Here is a 15,372-nt window from a genome sequence, read left to right as displayed (position 1 = left end):
AGCCGTTACCGGTACACGTCCAGAGCGTAGCCAATGCCCTTCACGGTGCGGATTCGGCAATTGAACAATCGCCGACGCAGGCCGCTTATCGCCACTCGCAAGGCATTCAGATTGTATTCCCGGGTCACATAATCGAACGTTGCCAGCTGGCTGAATTTTACGGGCGACCCTTCATGCTTCAATAGCTCCTTGACGATCCGTTTCTGACTGTACGACAGAATTCCGATCACGTGCTGCTCGCTGAACTCGTCCAGGTTCACCTCTTCGGAGCGCGATCGTATCGACTGATTGATCTGATGACGGGCAAGTATCCCCATCAGCCGGACCATCGCCTCCTCAAGCGGCATCGTTAGCTGGAAAACATCGTCAAAGCCGAAGTTCAACAGCACCGCCCTGTCGGCAGGACTGAAGCGGGTGCCGACTGCGATTGAGATCTTGTTCATGATCAGGGTTTTAGCCGGTTTGGCAAACACCTTCCTGAATCGCCCGATATCATCAAGGCTTACAACAAGCATGTCGTACGATTCGACCGCCTGAGACAGGGCCTGAATATCAAAGCTGGAAACATCCCGGACCGGACGAGACGGAAAGAGATGGCTGATATATTCCCGCCGCTCTTCGCTGCCACGATCACTTATGGAAACGATATTGATATTTACCTGGGAGAGCGGACGGTCATATTTGACCAGGTCGATCTCCGGGCCTTTTTTGCCATTTTCATCCCACAGAAAAATCCTGCCCTCCTCGTTGACGCGAGCAGGGACCAAGTCTTTAAGGCGATCGACAGGTGTTCGGGCCACGTCACTCTCTTTTTCAGCTTCTCCGGTCTAGAGCATAATCCGATCTTATTGAATCACCCGGGGGATTCCCACCAGGGGGAAATTCTGATTCAACATGTCGGCTGGACGAGGAGGCCAGCCTGGCATGGCGAAGTCTATATCGGAGGATCTGCGTAGTCGTGTGATCGCAGCGGTTGATGGTGGTCTTTCCCGCCGAGCGGCGGCACAGCGGTTCGGAGTGGCTGTAGCCAGCGCAGTGCGCTGGGTTCGCGAGTGGCGGGAAAGCGGGGCGACACGTGCGAAGCCTCAGGGCGGCGACAAACGCTCTCAGCGGATCGAGGCCTACCGTGACATCATTCTGGGGGCGATCGACCGTCAGGTTGATCTGACACTGGTCGAGCTGACCGAACTGCTTCGCTCAGAGCATAACGTGACCTTCGCCCCGAGCACGATCTGGCGCTTTCTCGACCGTCACGCGATGACCGTCAAAAAAAACGGCGCACGCCAGCGAGCAGGAGCGGCCCGACGTTGCCGCGCGGCGACGCGCGTGGTTCCGGGCGCAACCTGATCTCGATCCCGAACGGCTGGTGTTCCTCGACGAGACCGGCGCGACAACCAAGATGGCTCGGCTGCGGGGACGAGCAAAGCGTGGCCTGCGGTGCCGCTCACCAATTCCACATGGCCATTGGAAGACGACAACCTTCACTGGCGCGCTGCGTCTCACCGGTATGACCGCACCGATGGTCCTGGACGGACCTATGACGGGGGAATGGTTCGTCGCCTATGCGCAACAGGTGCTCGCGCCGACACTGCGAACAGGCGATATCGTCATCCTCGATAATCTGCCGGCCCATAAAGCCAGTGGCGCTCGCGAAGCCATCGAAGCGGCAGGTGCGCGGATGCTCTTCCTCCCGCCCTATTCCCCAGACTTCAATCCGATCGAAAACGCCTTCGCAAAACTCAAATCAATCCTGCGCAAGGCCGCGGCCCGCACGGTCCCAGAGCTTTGGGACGCCATCGGCGACGCGCTTCCTCGCTTCACACCGGAAGAATGCGCGAATTACTTCACCGCCGCAGGATACGAACCAGAGTGATCGGATTCTGCTCTAGTTTTTCATGATCCGGGAAGATTCTATAAGTATAAACACTTAGTTATTATGTAGGCATTGACATTACCCGGACACGCCCTCGCAGGTTAACTGATACTAATGATATTTATTCCGTATATTCAGACTATTAAATTAGGCAAGGGGCGGACAGGGCTGGGGGCTTGTTAACCGGTTACTCCGGGATAGGATCCTCAAGCATTGGCCGAATTATGGTTGAGAGCCGGCGACCCGACGGACAGGCTCGTTCAGGCCATAAATCCGATCTGTGCCGTAGGTTAATGGGCGATGATCCGTCTCGCCGACCCACCGACGCCCCGGACCAGCGCCCAGCCTCAAGGACACCGAACCGAGGCTTCGGATTGCGCCACCTCTCAGCGCCGCGAAAGCAGCAATCCCGTCGCCCCGGCTGCGGCCAGCAGGCCGACTGTCGCCATCACGGGATGGGTGCGGGCGGTGGTGTAGAGGCTGGTGCGGCGCATCCATTTGCCCTGGTCGCCATAGACCTCGCCCCGCCCGCCGCCGTGATGGAAGCCGCCACTGACCTCGCGCTTGGGCCGGGACGTGTCGCGCGCGGTCTTGAAGAAGGCCGCGGCGAAGACGCGGTCGGCCAGCCCCGGTGCCAGCGTGGCCAGCAGAGTCATCGCCCGCCCCGCCCCGCCCACGATCAGGTCGCGGGTCGGATGCGCGGCGGCATGGCAGATCGCATCGGCGACGATGTCGGGATCATAGACCGGGGGAGGAACCTTCGACCGGTCTTCCATCTGGTTGAGCGAATGCTCGCCAAACGGGGTGTTGATGCCGCTCGGCTGGATCAGGGTGACCGAGATGGGGGCCTTGTCGTGCATCAGTTCCAGCCGCAGGGAATCGATGTAGCCTTTCACGGCATATTTGCTGGCGGTGTAGGAGGACAGGATGGGCGCGGGCATCTGCGAGGAAATCGACCCGGTGGTGATCAGCGCACCCCCGCGTTCGCGCAAGTGCGGCAGCGCCTCGGTGGCACAATGGACCACGCCCCATTAATTGGTCTCGAAGAGGCGGCGATGGTCTTCGTCGCTCAGCTCCTCAAGTTTGGCATAAAGGCCGACGCCCGCATTGCTGACCCAGGTATCGAAGCCGCCGTGGCGCTCGATCACCTGCTCGACAGCGGCCCTGACCTCGTCGCGGCTGCCGACATCGGCGCTGATGGTGTCGCACCGTCCGCCAGCGGCGCGGACTTCTTGGGCGGCCTTGTCCAACCCTTCCTGATTGCGGGCGATGATCACCACGTTCGCCCCGCGCTGCGCGACCATCCGCGCGGTCGCAAGGCCGATCCCGGATGATCCCCCGGTGACGACGATGGTCTGCTCGGCAAGCGACTTCAGTTTCATGGTGGCTCTCCATAGGCTTCGGGTTGGTTGATACCCGACCAATAGGCCTGCCATGCGATCGTTCCGGCAGGGGGCGACGAGCCGTGCCCGTGGTGCTGCGCTTAGCCCGGAAAGACCCTTACCGCCGCCGGATCGTGGCCCACGTCCACTGTCTCGCCCACCGTTGGCGGCGTGCCCGTCAGCCGGAGCATGACCTCCGTGCCGCCAAGGTCGAGCCGCAAGCGGTGGCCGTGCCCGGCGAAGCGCACCTCCCTGACCGTGGCCGGCACGCCGCCCGGCATCAGCGACAGCGCCTCGGGCCGCAGACCGATCAGCACCGGGCCATCGGGCAGGCCCGGGGCTGGATGGGTGCCGAGCGCGGTTTCGGCCTGCCCGGCGGCAACCTGCCCCGGCAGGAGCACCAGATCGCCCAGCAGGTGGGCGGCGGTCACGCTGACCGGGCGGCGATAGCATTCGTCCGGGCTGCCGGTCTGAAGCACCCGCCCGCCCGCCATCAGCACCAGGTCGTCGGCTATCGCCATTGCCTCGTCCGGATCGTGGGTGACCACCAGCACGGTGGCCCCGGCGCGGCGCAGGTCGGCCAGCAGGGCGTCGCGCACGCTGGCGCGGAGCGAGCCGTCGAGGCCGGAGAACGGTTCGTCCAGCAGCAGCAGCGCCGGTTCGCGCGCCAGCGCCCGGGCGATCGCCACCCGCTGCTGCTCCCCGCCCGAGAGCATGTGCGGCCAGCTCTTCTCCAGATGGGCGATGTGGAACTGGTCCAGCAGGCGGGTGACCTGCGTCTCGCGCTGGGCGCGGGGCAGGCGGCCCAGCCCGAAGCCGACATTACCGCGCACGTCGAGGTGGGGGAACAGGGCGTTGTCCTGGAACACCAGCCCGACCCCGCGATGCTCCGGCGCGGCCTGGCTGCCGGGTGCGGAGACCACCTGCCCGGCGAGATGAATGGTACCTTCGTCGACCGGTTCCAGCCCGGCGATCATCCGCAGGAGGGTGCTCTTGCCGCAGCCCGAGGGGCCGAGCAGGCAGGCGATCCGCCCGCGCTGCAGCGCGAAACCAGCCGCGTCTACCGCTGCAACGGTGCCATAGCGGCGCGTCACCGCAGACAGCTCGAGGATCGGATCGGTTGCGTCCATCGCCGGTCTCGCCACTAGCCCCGGCCCGGCGCCGAAGCGGAAATCTGCCGGGTCAGCCACATAACCGCAGGCAGTGACAATGCCAGGATCAAAAGCGACGGCAGCCCGGCCTGCCCGAGCCGCTCATCAGCGGCATAGTTGTTGGCGATCACGGCCAGCGTGTCGAAGTTGAACGGGCGCAGGATCAGGGTGGCGGGCAGTTCCTTGAGCACGTCGACCAGCACGATCAGCCCGGCCGTGAGCATGGCCCCGCGCGCCAGCGGCAGTTCCACTGCAAAGGCAGCGCGGGTCTCGCCATGGCCGAGCGTGCGGGCGGCCTGAATCATCGACGGGGTGACGCGGGCGAGCCCGGCGTCGATCGGCTCCAGCGCCGCCGCCATCAGCCGCGCGGCATAGGCCAGCACCAGCAGCACGAGGGCGATGCCCATGCCCGATCCCGGCGCCATCGACCAGATGACCCCGGCAGGCGCGAGCAGGCCGATTGCCATGACCGCCCCCGGCGTGGCGTAGCCGAGGCTCGCCAGTCGCGCGATCAGCGGCAGACGCTTGGTCCCGAGCGCCAGCATGGTGGCGAGCATGACCGTCACCACCGCGCCCGCAAGGCCCAAGCCCAGGCTGTTGCGCATGGCGGTGGCCAGCCGGGTCCAGTCCGGGGTGTAGGTCCCCAGGTTCCACGCCAGCCACCCGGCCGGGATCAGCAGCCCGGCGCCAACCAGTGCAAGGCAGAACAACGCCGCCCCCCACCGCGCCACCGGCCCGAGCGGCTGCGGCTCCAGTTCGCGGAAGCGGGCGCGGGCGGATTCGTGCGCCCGGCCCCGGCGGCTGGCGCGCTCGATCCACAGCAACAGCGCGGCCGCCGCGAGCAGCGGCAGGGCAAAGCGCGCCGCGCTGACGGTGGAGCCATAGACCGACCAGGCCCGGACCACGCCGGTGGTCAGGGTCTGCACGCTGAGGAAGTGCACCGCGCCATAGTCGGCCAGGGTCTCCATCACCGCCAGCGCCACCCCGGCTGCCAGCGCCGGCCGCGCCATCGGCAGGGCCACCCGCAGGAATGCGCTCCGCCCGCTGCACCCGAGCATCCGCGCCGCCTCCAGCGCACTGCCGGACTGACTCAGGAACGCCGCCCGCATGGCGAGGTAGACATAGGGGTAAAACGCGGCCGACAGCACGAAGGCCGCCCCGCCAATGCTGCGCAGTTCGAACGGCAGGTCCTGCCCGGTCGCAGCGCGCAAGGCCGTGCGCAAGGGGCCGGCAACGTCGAACAGGTCGGCATAACCATAGGCGATGGCAAAGGCCGGCATGGCCAGCGGCAGGGCCAGCGCCCAGGCGAACAGCCCGCGTCCGGGGAAGCGGTGCATGACCACCAGCCAGGCAGACAGGGTTCCGGCCAGCCCGGTGAAAGCCCCCACTGCCAGCGCTAGCCCCGCGCTGGTCAGGGCATAGCGCGCCAGATCCCGCCCGGCGATGTCGGCGGTGTCCGAGCCGAAAGAGGCCAGCACTACGCCTGCCAGCGGCAGCAAGACCGCCAGCCCCGCGATGGCCGCAAGGGCAGCCAGAGGCGAAAAGCGGGTCAAGCGGAGCGAACTGCCTTCGGTCAGCGCCAGCCGGCTGCGCTCATCAGCGACTGGGCTTCCGGCTGGCGGGCTGCGAACGCGGCCACGCCCATCGGGTGGGCGGTGAAGGCGGCATAGGCGTCAACCGGGGCCGGGGCCGGCACGTCAGGCGAGGCCGGATACTCGTTGTTCTCGGCCGAGATGTGCGTCTGCGCCTTGGCGGAAGCGAAGAACTCCAGCAGCTTGATCGCATTGGCCTTGTTGGGCGCATTGCGGATCACGCCGCCACCGGAGATGTTGATATGAGTCCCAGCACCATCAATGCTGGGGAAGGCCAGCTTGACCTTGTCGGTGATGGCCCGGTCAGCTGCGTCTTCGCCGCTTGCCATGCGGATGTAATAGTAGCTGTTGGTAATGGCCACGTCGCACACCCCGGCGGCGACGGCGCGGATCTGGTCGCGATCACCCCCTTCCGGAGGACGGGCCATGTTGGCGACCACACCCTTGACCCAGTCCCCGGCCTTGTCCGGACCCCAGGCCTCGATCAGGGCACCAACCAGCGAAAGGTTGTAGACACTGTCGGACGAACGGACACAGATCCGGCCCTTGAAACGCGGATCGGCCAGGTCAGCGTAGTCGTCGATCTCCTCCGGCTTCACCTTGGCCGGATCATAGGCGACCACGCGGGCGCGGCGGGTGAAGCCGTACCAGTTGCCTTCCGGCTCGCGCAGGTTGGCCGGAATGCGCGCGGTCAGCGTGTCGGTGGTGACCGACTGGAACAGGCCTTCGCGCTGCGCCCGCCACAGGGCACCGGCATCGGCGGTGATGAACAGGTCGGCCGGGCTGTTGGCGCCTTCGGCCTTCATCCGCGCGACCAGCTCATCCGGCTTGCCTTCGATCCAGTTGATCTTGATCCCGGTTTCCTGGGTGAACTGCTCGTAGAGCGCCAGATCGCTGTCATAATGGCGGGCGGTGTAAAGGTTGACCACCTGATCGGCACCATCGCCCTCGGCCTGGCCGGAACAGCCCGCCACTGCGAGCGAGGCAAGGGCGAGAGAAAGGGTGGTGCGCTTGAACATGTGAGCCTCACGGTGCGGGATCGGCAGCCAGCGGGCTGCTGCAGGATTGCTACATGCGAATAACTCGCAAAAGCAATTGGCGCAAGTGCTGCTTCGCTTGCGCTCGGGAGTTTCGACGGAAAACCGTCCCCCGGACGGTTTCCTCTGGTCGAAACTGGTGCCGGCTACAGGATTCGAACCCGTGGCCCCCTGATTACAAATCAGGTGCTCTACCAACTGAGCTAAGCCGGCCCATGCCCGGAGCCGGTCATCCGACCGGGCAAAATGTGGATGCGCCCTTCGTTCAAACCGCGCCAAAAGTCCAGCCTTCGGTGCGGGCGACGTCTTCAGTCAGGCCGTTCGGTGTCCAGCAGGTCGGTTCCGGTCCGGTCCGGCGCAGCCAGGCCGCGCTCACCAGCGCGTCGGAGGAATGGTCGTCCAGTGCGCCCTCCCCCCGCACTGGTGGAGAGCCAAGCGCCATGAGCGCCCGATTGAGCGCCTCATAGCTGCGCAGCTTGGTCAAACCGCCCCTTGCTCCGCCGCCCAGCGCCGCGATCGAGGTGTATATCTCCACCAGCACCGATCCCCGCGCAGGCAACGGGTCGACCGGCCAGACCGGCAAACAGCCATCCAGCCGGTGGAGGAGGCGCATGCCTGTCAGGCTGGACTTGCCGACCTGCGCTGCGCCGACCAGGTTGAAGTTGCTGACCGGCCGCACACCTGCGGCGCGCTGAGCATGTTCAGCGATCCGGAACCGTCCTTCCCGATTTCCCGCGCCGGGCAAGTGGAACCGGTCGCCCTCATCCCCCTTGCCGTGGCGATAATACCGCCCAGCCTCGGCATGGCGCACGAAGCTGCCCGCCTCCAGATGCGGATCGCCGGCACAGATGCCATCGATCAGCGCCCACAGCGCGCGGGCGTCGGGCGGGCTCTCTTCCCATCCGGGAAAGAATGCCCCGGCATCGGCAAATGGCAGGGCAATGCCCAGGTCCATGCCGACCAGCGTATCACCGGGCAGGTCATGGCGAAGGAGGGCAAGGACATCGGCCCGGCTCCAGCCACGCGCGCGCTCGATCAGGACAGGCGGGCCGCCATCGGCGTGGGCCAGCGCAAGCGCGATGCCCTTATGCCGCTCCCCCCTCGCTCCGGACCAGTCAATGGCAAGGAAATGCCGGAAGCGGCCTCCTATCACGCGCGGCCGGCCCTGAGGCGTTCCCAATATTCCAGCCGCTTGGCCACTTCGCGCTCGAACCCGCGTTCGACCGGGGTGTAATAGGTCTGCGGCGCCATGCCTTCGGGCCAGTAGTCCGCACCGGAGAAACCCTCGTCCGCGTCGTGGTCATAGGCATAGCCTTCGCCATAGCCGATATCCTTCATCAGCTTGGTCGGCGCATTGAGGATATTGGCCGGCGGGGCCAGGCTGCCGGTCTCCTTCGCGCTCTTCCAGGCTGCCTTCTGCGCCTTGTAGGCCGCGTTCGATTTGGGCGCGGTGGCACAGTATAGACAGGCCTGTGCAACGGCGAGTTCGCCTTCGGGGCTGCCTAGGAACTGGTAGGCATCCTTGGCCGCGAGACACTGGACCAGCGCCTGCGGATCAGCCAGGCCGATGTCCTCGCTGGCGAAGCGCACCAGCCGCCGCAGCACGTAAAGCGGTTCCTCCCCGGCAGTCAGCATCCGGGCCAGGTAATAGAGCGCCGCCTGCGGATCGCTGCCGCGCAGCGATTTATGCAGGGCGGAAATCAGGTTGTAGTGCCCGTCGCGGTCCTTGTCGTACACGGCCACACGTCGCTGCAGGAACGCGCCGAGGGCAGCGGGATCAAGCGGCTCGGAAATCCGGGCGTTGTAGAGCGTCTCCGCCTGGTTGAGCAGGAACCGCCCGTCGCCGTCGGCGCTGGCGACCAGCGCGGCGCGCGCATCTTCTGTCAGCGGCAAGGGGCCTGCCAGTTCCTCTGCCCGATCGAGCAGATGGCCCAGCGCCGGCTCGTCCAGCCGCTCGAGAATCAGCACTTGCGCCCGGCTGAGCAAGGCGGCGTTGAGCGCAAAGCTGGGGTTTTCGGTGGTGGCACCGACCAGCGTCACTGTGCCGCGTTCGACAAACGGCAGAAAGCCATCCTGCTGGGCGCGGTTGAACCGGTGGATCTCGTCCACGAACAGGAGGGTCTTCTGCCCCGCCCTCGCCGCCAGGTCGGCTTCGGCAAAGGCCTTCTTGAGGTCCGCCACGCCCGAAAACACTGCGCTGACAGGGACAAACCGCATCCCCACGGCATCGGCGAGCAGGCGGGCAATCGAGGTCTTGCCCGTGCCAGGCGGGCCCCACAGGATCATGCTGGACAGCTTGCCCGCTGCAACCATGCGCCCGATCGCACCTTCGGGCCCGGTCAGGTGTTCCTGCCCGATGACCTCGGCAAGCAGGCGCGGGCGCAGTCGGTCAGCCAGAGGAGCGTCCTGGCGCGGCTCGTCGGGTTTCGCAGGTACGGGCGTGTCGGCAAACAGGTCGCTCATCGTCACTGTATAGGCAGGCGGCGGGCAAATTGCAGCGAAGGTTTGAAGACAAAGACAACCGGCAATCGCCAATCGCGTTGGGCCGCGGCGCCGGAAGTGATACAAAGCGTGCCTCGGGAGAGAGGACAAAGCCATGAACCGTTCACGCCACCCCGCGCCCTGGCATCTCTGGGCCGTGGGCATCGTCACCCTGCTGTGGAACAGCGTGGGAGTGATGAGCTACATGATGACCCGGCTCGCCAAACTGGATACGCTCGGCCTTACGCCGGACCAGATCGCCTGGTTCGACAGCTTCCCCATGTGGGCCAATGCCGTATGGGCACTGGGCATCTGGGGCGCATTTGCCACTTCGCTGCTGCTGCTTTTGCGCAGCCGCTGGGCCGTGGTTTCAGCGGCCATTTCGGTGATCGGTCTGATCGGCACGACCTGGTTCAACTATGCCGTGGCAACGGTGCCTGCAGAACTGGCGAACCCGGCGCTCGACGCGACGATCTGGGTCACGACCCTGTTCACGCTGTGGTACGCGGTGAGGATGCGGCGCGAAGGCGTGCTCGCCTGACCTATCGCCCGCAGCGCGGGGAGACCAGACGCAGGTAGGTATCGGCCACAGCTTGGTTGATCGCGTCCCAGTCGTATTGCTTGCTGCGCGCTTCGCCCGCTGCGCCATGGCCGTTCCGAAGCGCGGAATCGGTGCAATAGGGGGCAAGCGCAGCGGCATAGGCCTCTGCGCCATCAGGCGGCACCAGCCGCCCGGTCACGCCATCCTCGACCAGGCTGGACGCCCCGGTTGCACCGGCGGCGACCACCGGCAGGCCGCAGGCCATCGCTTCAAGCGTCACATTGCCGAACGTCTCGGTGATCGAGGGGTTGAAGAACACGTCTCCGCTGGCCAGCGCACGGCCCAGATCAGCGCCTGTCTGGAAACCGGCGAAGATCCCCCCGGGAAGATTTGCCTCGAACCACTTGCGGGCCGGCCCGTCGCCGATCACCAGCACCTTGTGCGGCACGCCCCGCTGGCGCAGCGCCGCCATGGTTTCGGCGAATACGTCGAGCCCCTTTTCCATCACCAGCCGGCCAAGGAAAACAATCGCCACGTCCTCGTCTGCGAGCCCGAGCGATCGGCGCCAGACGAGGTCGCGCTTGTCCGACGCGAACACCTCGCGGTCCACGCCGCGTGACCAGATCGAGATGTCATGATGCATCCGCTGTTCGCGCAGGGTGTCGACCATGCTCTGCGATGGCGCGACCAGCGCGTCGCAGCGGCGGTAAAGTTCCCGGATCCAGGCTTCCAGCGGTGCCTCCAGAAAGCCCATGTGGTAATAGCGAGGATACGTTTCGAACCGCGTATGCACCGATGCCAGCACCGGCAGGCCGCGCGCCTTTGCCCAGCGCACCGCCGCCCGCGCGCTGAAGTCGGGTGAGGCGATATGCAACAGGTTGGGAGCGTAAGCCTCCAGATCGGCGCGAGTCGCTGCGCTGATCCCCACCGGCATGCGGTATTCACTGCGGCCAGGAATGGCGAAAGACGGCAAACTGACCAGATCGCCCTTCGGCGCGAAGGCAGGTTCGGGTACAGTGGGCGAATAGACCCGCACCGCTGCGCCCTGTCGCAGCAGGTATTCAACCAGGCGATTGAGCGCCTTGTTGGCGCCATCCAGCGTCATGTTGTAGTTGCCGCTGAAGAGGGCAATGCGGAGATCGGACGTCTGCATCGCGTGGCCCTTTAGGCGGCAAAACGGCGCTTGGCGAGAGGGAGCGAAGCGGGATCGTTTCCCCTGCAACCGCATTACAACTTGACTGGAGGGAACCCGACACTAGAGCGGCCGACGGGCCACGCGGTCCCAACGCCGCGCGAGCTCTCTGTAAGGAGAGACTACATGACTGAACACCTGATGCCGGCGCGCAAACCTGCGCGCCCGTTCTTTTCTTCCGGTCCCTGCGCAAAGCCGCCGGGCTGGTCCCCTGACAAGCTGGCCACGCAATCACTCGGGCGGTCTCACCGCTCGAAGATCGGCAAGGCGCGTCTGCAGTACTGCATCGACCTGATCCGCGAAGTGCTGGAGGTTCCCGCCTCGCACCGCATCGGCATCGTGCCCGGTTCGGATACCGGCGCGGTCGAAATGGCGATGTGGACCATGCTCGGCGCACGTCCCGTCACCACACTGGCCTGGGAAAGCTTCGGCGAAGGCTGGGTGACGGACGCAGTCAAGCAGCTGAAGATCGATCCGACCGTGATCCGCGCCGACTATGGCCAGTTGCCCGACCTCGGTCAGGTCGACTGGAACAGCGACGTCATCTTCACCTGGAACGGCACGACCAGCGGTGTGCGCGTGCCGAACGGCGACTGGATCGCGGCAGACCGTGAAGGCCTGGCCATCGCCGATGCGACGAGCGCGGTGTTCGCGCAGGACATCGCGTGGGACAAGGTCGACGTGCTCACCTTCAGCTGGCAGAAAGTGCTTGGCGGCGAAGGCGCGCACGGCGTGCTGATCCTCGGCCCGCGCGCGGTCGAGCGGCTGGAAACCCATACCCCTGCGTGGCCGCTGCCCAAGGTGTTCCGCCTCGTCAGCAAGGGCAAGCTCGCCGAAGGCGTGTTCAAGGGCGAGACAATCAACACCCCGTCCATGCTCGCGGTGGAAGATGCCATCTTCGCGCTCGAATGGGCGAAGGGTCTGGGCGGCCTGTCTGCAATGAAAGCCCGCGCCGATGCCAATGCTGCTGCGCTCGACACAATCGTGCAGGAACGCGACTGGCTCGGCCATCTTGCGGCTGATCCCGCCAGCCGCTCCAACACCAGCGTCTGCCTGACGGTCGAAGGCGCAGACGAAGCGATGATCAAGGCCTTTGCCAAGCTGCTCGAAGAGAACGACGCAGCTTATGACATCGCCGGATACCGCGATGCCCCGCCGGGCCTGCGGATCTGGTGCGGCGCAACGGTCGAGACCGCCGATATCGAGGCGCTCGGCCCCTGGCTCGACTGGGCCTACGCGCGGGTTTCTGTCTGACGTCCAATAGCCTCTCCCCTTCAGGGGAGAGGGTCGGGAGAGGGGGTGCCCCTCCTCATAGTTTTAACTAATCAAGGGCCGGGAAGGCGTTCCCCTCTCCCCGGCCCTCTCCCCTGAAGGGGAGAGGGAGACTTCAAATGACCAAGCCAAAAGTCCTCATTTCCGACAAGATGGACCCCAATGCCGCGCGCATTTTCGAAGAGCGCGGCTGCGATGTCGATGTGAAGCCGGGCATGACGCCGGATGAGCTGAAGGCCGTGATCGGCCAATACGACGGCCTTGCCATCCGCAGCGCCACCAAGGCGACGCGCGAGATCCTGGACGCGGCGACCAACCTCAAGGTGATCGGACGCGCGGGTATCGGGGTCGATAACGTCGATATTCCCTATGCCAGCAGCAAGGGCGTGGTGGTGATGAACACCCCGTTCGGCAACTCGATTACCACTGCCGAACACGCCATTGCGCTGATCTTCGCCGTCGCGCGCCAGATCCCGGCTGCCGATGCGGGAACGCAGGCTGGCACCTGGCCCAAGAACGACTTCATGGGCGTGGAACTGACCGGCAAGACGCTGGGCCTGATCGGGGCGGGCAATATCGGCTCGATCGTGGCGAGCCGGGCCCTCGGGCTGAAGATGAAGGTGGTTGCGTATGACCCCTTCCTGACCGAGGAGCGCGCGGTCGAAATGGGTGTGGAGAAGGCCGATCTCGATACGCTGCTGGCCAAGGCAGATTTCATCACCCTGCACACCCCGCTGACCGACCAGACCCGCAATATCCTGTCGGCGGAAAACCTCGCCAAGACCAAGAAGGGGGTGCGGATCGTCAACTGCGCGCGCGGTGGCCTGATCGACGAGGCGGCGCTCAAGGACATGCTCGACAGCGGCCATGTGGCGGGCGCAGCGCTCGACGTGTTCGCACAGGAGCCGCCCGCGCCCGACCATCCGCTGTTCGGCACGAAGAACTTCATCTGCACGCCCCATCTTGGCGCCTCGACCACGGAAGCGCAGGTCAATGTGGCGCTTCAGGTGGCCGAGCAGATGGCCGACTACCTCGTCACCGGGGGGGTCACCAACGCGCTCAACGTGCCGTCACTTTCAGCCGAGGAAGCACCCAAGCTGAAACCCTATATGGCGCTGGCTGAAAGGCTCGGCTCGCTAGTGGGGCAACTGGCACACGGCAATCTGACCCAGATCAGCATTGAACGCGAAGGCGCAGCCGCCGCACTTTCCGGCAAGCCGCTGGAGGCTGCGGTGCTGGCCGGGCTGATGAAGCAGTATTCCGACACCGTGAACATGGTCAACGCGCCGTACCTGGCGCGCGAGCGCGGGCTGGATGTCCGCTCGATCCGGCACGAACGCGACGGCGCTTACAACACCCTGCTGCGCGTCACAGTGGCGACCAGCCAAGGCGACCGCTCGGTGGCCGGCACGCTGTTCGGGGCGGAAAACCCGCGTCTGGTGGAGATCTTCGGCATCGGGATCGAGGCGGAACTGGCGGGGCACATGCTCTACATCGTCAACCAGGATGCGCCGGGCTTCATCGGCCGGATCGGCAGCTTGCTGGGCGAGCACGGCATCAACATCGGCACCTTCAATCTCGGCCGCCGCGAAGCCGGGGGCGAGGCGGTGCTGCTGCTAAGCGTGGACCAAGCCATCCCGGACGAACTGGTCAAGGCCGCCTGCGCCGTCGAAGGCGTGAAGGTAGTCAAGGCGCTGGAGTTCTGATCAGCAATCGGGCAGGGGGCCGCGCGTGATGACCGATCCCGACGATCTCCTGCCCGAAGGCCTGGCTGACCGGCTGCCCGCCGAAGCCGCCCTGGTGACCGCCGCCATGCGGGCTGCGCTCGATGTGCTGGACAGCAACGGCTATGACCGGGTCCGCCCGCCGCTGGTGGAATTCGAACGCTCGATGGCGACCCGGATGGACGGGGTATCCCCCCGCCGCATGTTCCGGTTCGTTGATCCGGCAAGCCTGCGTACGCTGGCACTGCGGAGCGACATGACCGTACAGGTGGGGCGGATCGCAGCGACCTCGCTGGCCGGGGCCGCCCGGCCTCTGCGCCTGTGCTATGCCGGTGAGGTGGCGACGATTCGCGCTGACCAGCTCGATCCGGCGCGGCAGAAACTCCAGCTTGGCGCGGAGTTGATCGGTAGCGACAGCCCGGAAGCGGCCGGCGAAGTAGTCGCACTGGCAATCAAGGCTCTGGCCGCCGCCGGTGCCAGCGGCATTTCGGTCGACTTCACCCTGCCCGATCTGGTCGACACCCTCGCCGAACAGGCCCTTCCGCTGGCATCGCAGCAGGTCGACGCTGTGCGGCGGGAACTCGACATGAAGGATGCAGGCGCCCTGCGCGAAGTCGGCGGGGCCGCTTACCTGCCATTGCTCTATGCGGCGGGCCCGTTCGACGACGCGATCGAGCGGATAGCCGCGATTGACGCAGGCGGCGCTCTGGCCAGCCGGATCGCGGGTCTCAGACAGATTGCCGCCCGCGCCGGAGTTGATGCCCGCGTCACGCTTGATCCGACCGAACGGCACGGGTTCGAATACCAGAGCTGGTTTGGTTTTACCCTGTACGCCGAAGGCGTTCGCGGCGCGCTGGGTCGCGGCGGCACCTATGTCATACGGAGCAGCGAGGAACCGGCTACCGGCTTCTCACTCTATCTCGATTCACTGATCGAAGCGCTCGAATCGCCCCAACGCCGCCCCACCATCTACCTTCCGCTCGGCCATGAATTTGACGCCGCGGAGCAGCTGCGCAGCGAAGGCTGGCGGACGGTTGCCGGGTTGGCCAAAGGCGAAGACCCAGCCGGGCTGGGCTGCACCCACGTTCTCATCGGAACGCAGGTGCAGCCACTGGACCACGAATAGC

General features: G+C 65.6%; 12 protein-coding genes, 1 tRNA gene and 1 pseudogene. 5 read left to right on the top strand and 9 right to left on the bottom strand.

Going from position 1 to position 15,372, the window contains the following annotated elements; translation table 11 throughout:
* Positions 1-5: 5 nt before the first annotated feature.
* Positions 6-800, bottom strand: coding sequence for a hypothetical protein (locus U4960_RS04305; protein ID WP_324262348.1), 795 nt, complete (start codon positions 798-800; stop codon positions 6-8).
* A 124-nt stretch (positions 801-924) separates the two neighbouring features.
* On the opposite strand from U4960_RS04305, the gene U4960_RS04300 reads away from it, so the two are divergent.
* Positions 925-1,873, top strand: a protein-coding gene (locus U4960_RS04300; protein ID WP_324262347.1) for an IS630 family transposase whose coding sequence is annotated in 2 segments (ribosomal slippage) — positions 925-1,265 and positions 1,264-1,873 — 951 coding nt in all. Because the reading frame shifts where the segments join, the coding sequence is not laid out codon by codon here.
* Between the two features lie 386 nt (positions 1,874-2,259).
* On the opposite strand, the pseudogene U4960_RS04295 reads toward U4960_RS04300, so the two are convergent.
* The 7 genes and pseudogenes from U4960_RS04295 to U4960_RS04265 all read right to left on the bottom strand — a co-directional run bounded on the left by U4960_RS04295 (position 2,260) and on the right by U4960_RS04265 (position 9,498).
* Positions 2,260-3,255: pseudogene (locus U4960_RS04295) on the bottom strand (SDR family oxidoreductase).
* Positions 3,256-3,356: 101 nt separating this feature from the next.
* A complete protein-coding gene (locus tag U4960_RS04290; protein ID WP_324262346.1) occupies positions 3,357-4,445 on the bottom strand; it encodes an ABC transporter ATP-binding protein in 1,089 nt (362 codons plus the stop codon).
* The gene (locus U4960_RS04285) at positions 4,400-5,959 is read right to left on the bottom strand and encodes an ABC transporter permease (protein WP_324262345.1); all 1,560 of its coding nucleotides are present in this window, start codon (positions 5,957-5,959) and stop codon (positions 4,400-4,402) included. The genes U4960_RS04290 and U4960_RS04285 overlap by 46 nt, the downstream gene beginning before the upstream one ends.
* Before the next feature lie 20 nt (positions 5,960-5,979).
* Entirely contained in the window at positions 5,980-7,017 is a 1,038-nt protein-coding gene (locus tag U4960_RS04280; RefSeq protein ID WP_324262344.1) for a Fe(3+) ABC transporter substrate-binding protein, read from the bottom strand.
* Positions 7,018-7,172: 155 nt separating this feature from the next.
* Positions 7,173-7,248: transfer RNA gene (locus U4960_RS04275), tRNA-Thr, on the bottom strand.
* Positions 7,249-7,300: 52 nt separating this feature from the next.
* Positions 7,301-8,185, bottom strand: a complete 885-nt coding sequence (locus tag U4960_RS04270; protein WP_416379132.1) for a hypothetical protein — start codon at positions 8,183-8,185, stop codon at positions 7,301-7,303.
* The gene (locus U4960_RS04265; protein WP_324262342.1) at positions 8,185-9,498 is read right to left on the bottom strand and encodes a replication-associated recombination protein A; all 1,314 of its coding nucleotides are present in this window, start codon (positions 9,496-9,498) and stop codon (positions 8,185-8,187) included. Before U4960_RS04265 ends, U4960_RS04270 begins: the two co-directional genes overlap by 1 nt.
* Positions 9,499-9,631: 133 nt before the next feature.
* Here U4960_RS04265 and U4960_RS04260 point away from each other — a divergent pair, with 133 nt between their 5' ends.
* Entirely contained in the window at positions 9,632-10,057 is a 426-nt protein-coding gene (locus U4960_RS04260; RefSeq protein ID WP_324262341.1) for a hypothetical protein, read from the top strand.
* A gap of 1 nt (position 10,058) precedes the next feature.
* Here U4960_RS04260 and U4960_RS04255 read toward each other — a convergent pair whose 3' ends face one another.
* Positions 10,059-11,210 (bottom strand): glycosyltransferase family 4 protein, encoded by a 1,152-nt coding sequence (locus U4960_RS04255; RefSeq protein ID WP_324262340.1) that lies wholly within the window; start codon positions 11,208-11,210, stop codon positions 10,059-10,061.
* Positions 11,211-11,375: 165 nt separating this feature from the next.
* On the opposite strand from U4960_RS04255, the gene U4960_RS04250 reads away from it, so the two are divergent.
* The 3 genes from U4960_RS04250 to U4960_RS04240 all read left to right on the top strand — a co-directional run bounded on the left by U4960_RS04250 (position 11,376) and on the right by U4960_RS04240 (position 15,371).
* A complete protein-coding gene (locus tag U4960_RS04250; RefSeq protein WP_324262339.1) occupies positions 11,376-12,503 on the top strand; it encodes a phosphoserine transaminase in 1,128 nt (375 codons plus the stop codon).
* 137 nt (positions 12,504-12,640) lie between these two features.
* Complete coding sequence (gene serA, locus U4960_RS04245; RefSeq protein ID WP_324262338.1) at positions 12,641-14,227, top strand: phosphoglycerate dehydrogenase; 1,587 nt, start codon at positions 12,641-12,643, stop codon at positions 14,225-14,227.
* Between the two features lie 28 nt (positions 14,228-14,255).
* Positions 14,256-15,371: an ATP phosphoribosyltransferase regulatory subunit gene (locus U4960_RS04240; protein ID WP_324262337.1), complete on the top strand. Its 1,116-nt coding sequence runs from the start codon at positions 14,256-14,258 to the stop codon at positions 15,369-15,371.
* The last annotated feature ends 1 nt before the right edge of the window (position 15,372 follow it).

The organism is Altererythrobacter sp. H2 (assembly GCF_035319885.1).
GTDB lineage: Bacteria > Pseudomonadota > Alphaproteobacteria > Sphingomonadales > Sphingomonadaceae > 34-65-8.
The sequence above is the reverse complement of the archived record's forward strand: the minus strand, read 5'-3'. Positions and strand labels throughout refer to the sequence as shown.

Excerpts from the sequence above, each read along its gene's own strand:
- U4960_RS04280 (WP_324262344.1), bottom strand. The coding sequence starts at position 7,017 with ATGTTCAAGCGCACCACCCTTTCTCTCGCCCTTGCCTCGCTCGCAGTG.
- U4960_RS04265 (WP_324262342.1), bottom strand. The coding sequence starts at position 9,498 with ATGAGCGACCTGTTTGCCGACACGCCCGTACCTGCGAAACCCGACGAG.
- U4960_RS04260 (WP_324262341.1), top strand. The coding sequence starts at position 9,632 with ATGAACCGTTCACGCCACCCCGCGCCCTGGCATCTCTGGGCCGTGGGC.
- U4960_RS04255 (WP_324262340.1), bottom strand. The coding sequence starts at position 11,210 with ATGCAGACGTCCGATCTCCGCATTGCCCTCTTCAGCGGCAACTACAAC.
- U4960_RS04250 (WP_324262339.1), top strand. The coding sequence starts at position 11,376 with ATGACTGAACACCTGATGCCGGCGCGCAAACCTGCGCGCCCGTTCTTT.
- serA (WP_324262338.1), top strand. The coding sequence starts at position 12,641 with ATGACCAAGCCAAAAGTCCTCATTTCCGACAAGATGGACCCCAATGCC.
- U4960_RS04240 (WP_324262337.1), top strand. The coding sequence starts at position 14,256 with ATGACCGATCCCGACGATCTCCTGCCCGAAGGCCTGGCTGACCGGCTG.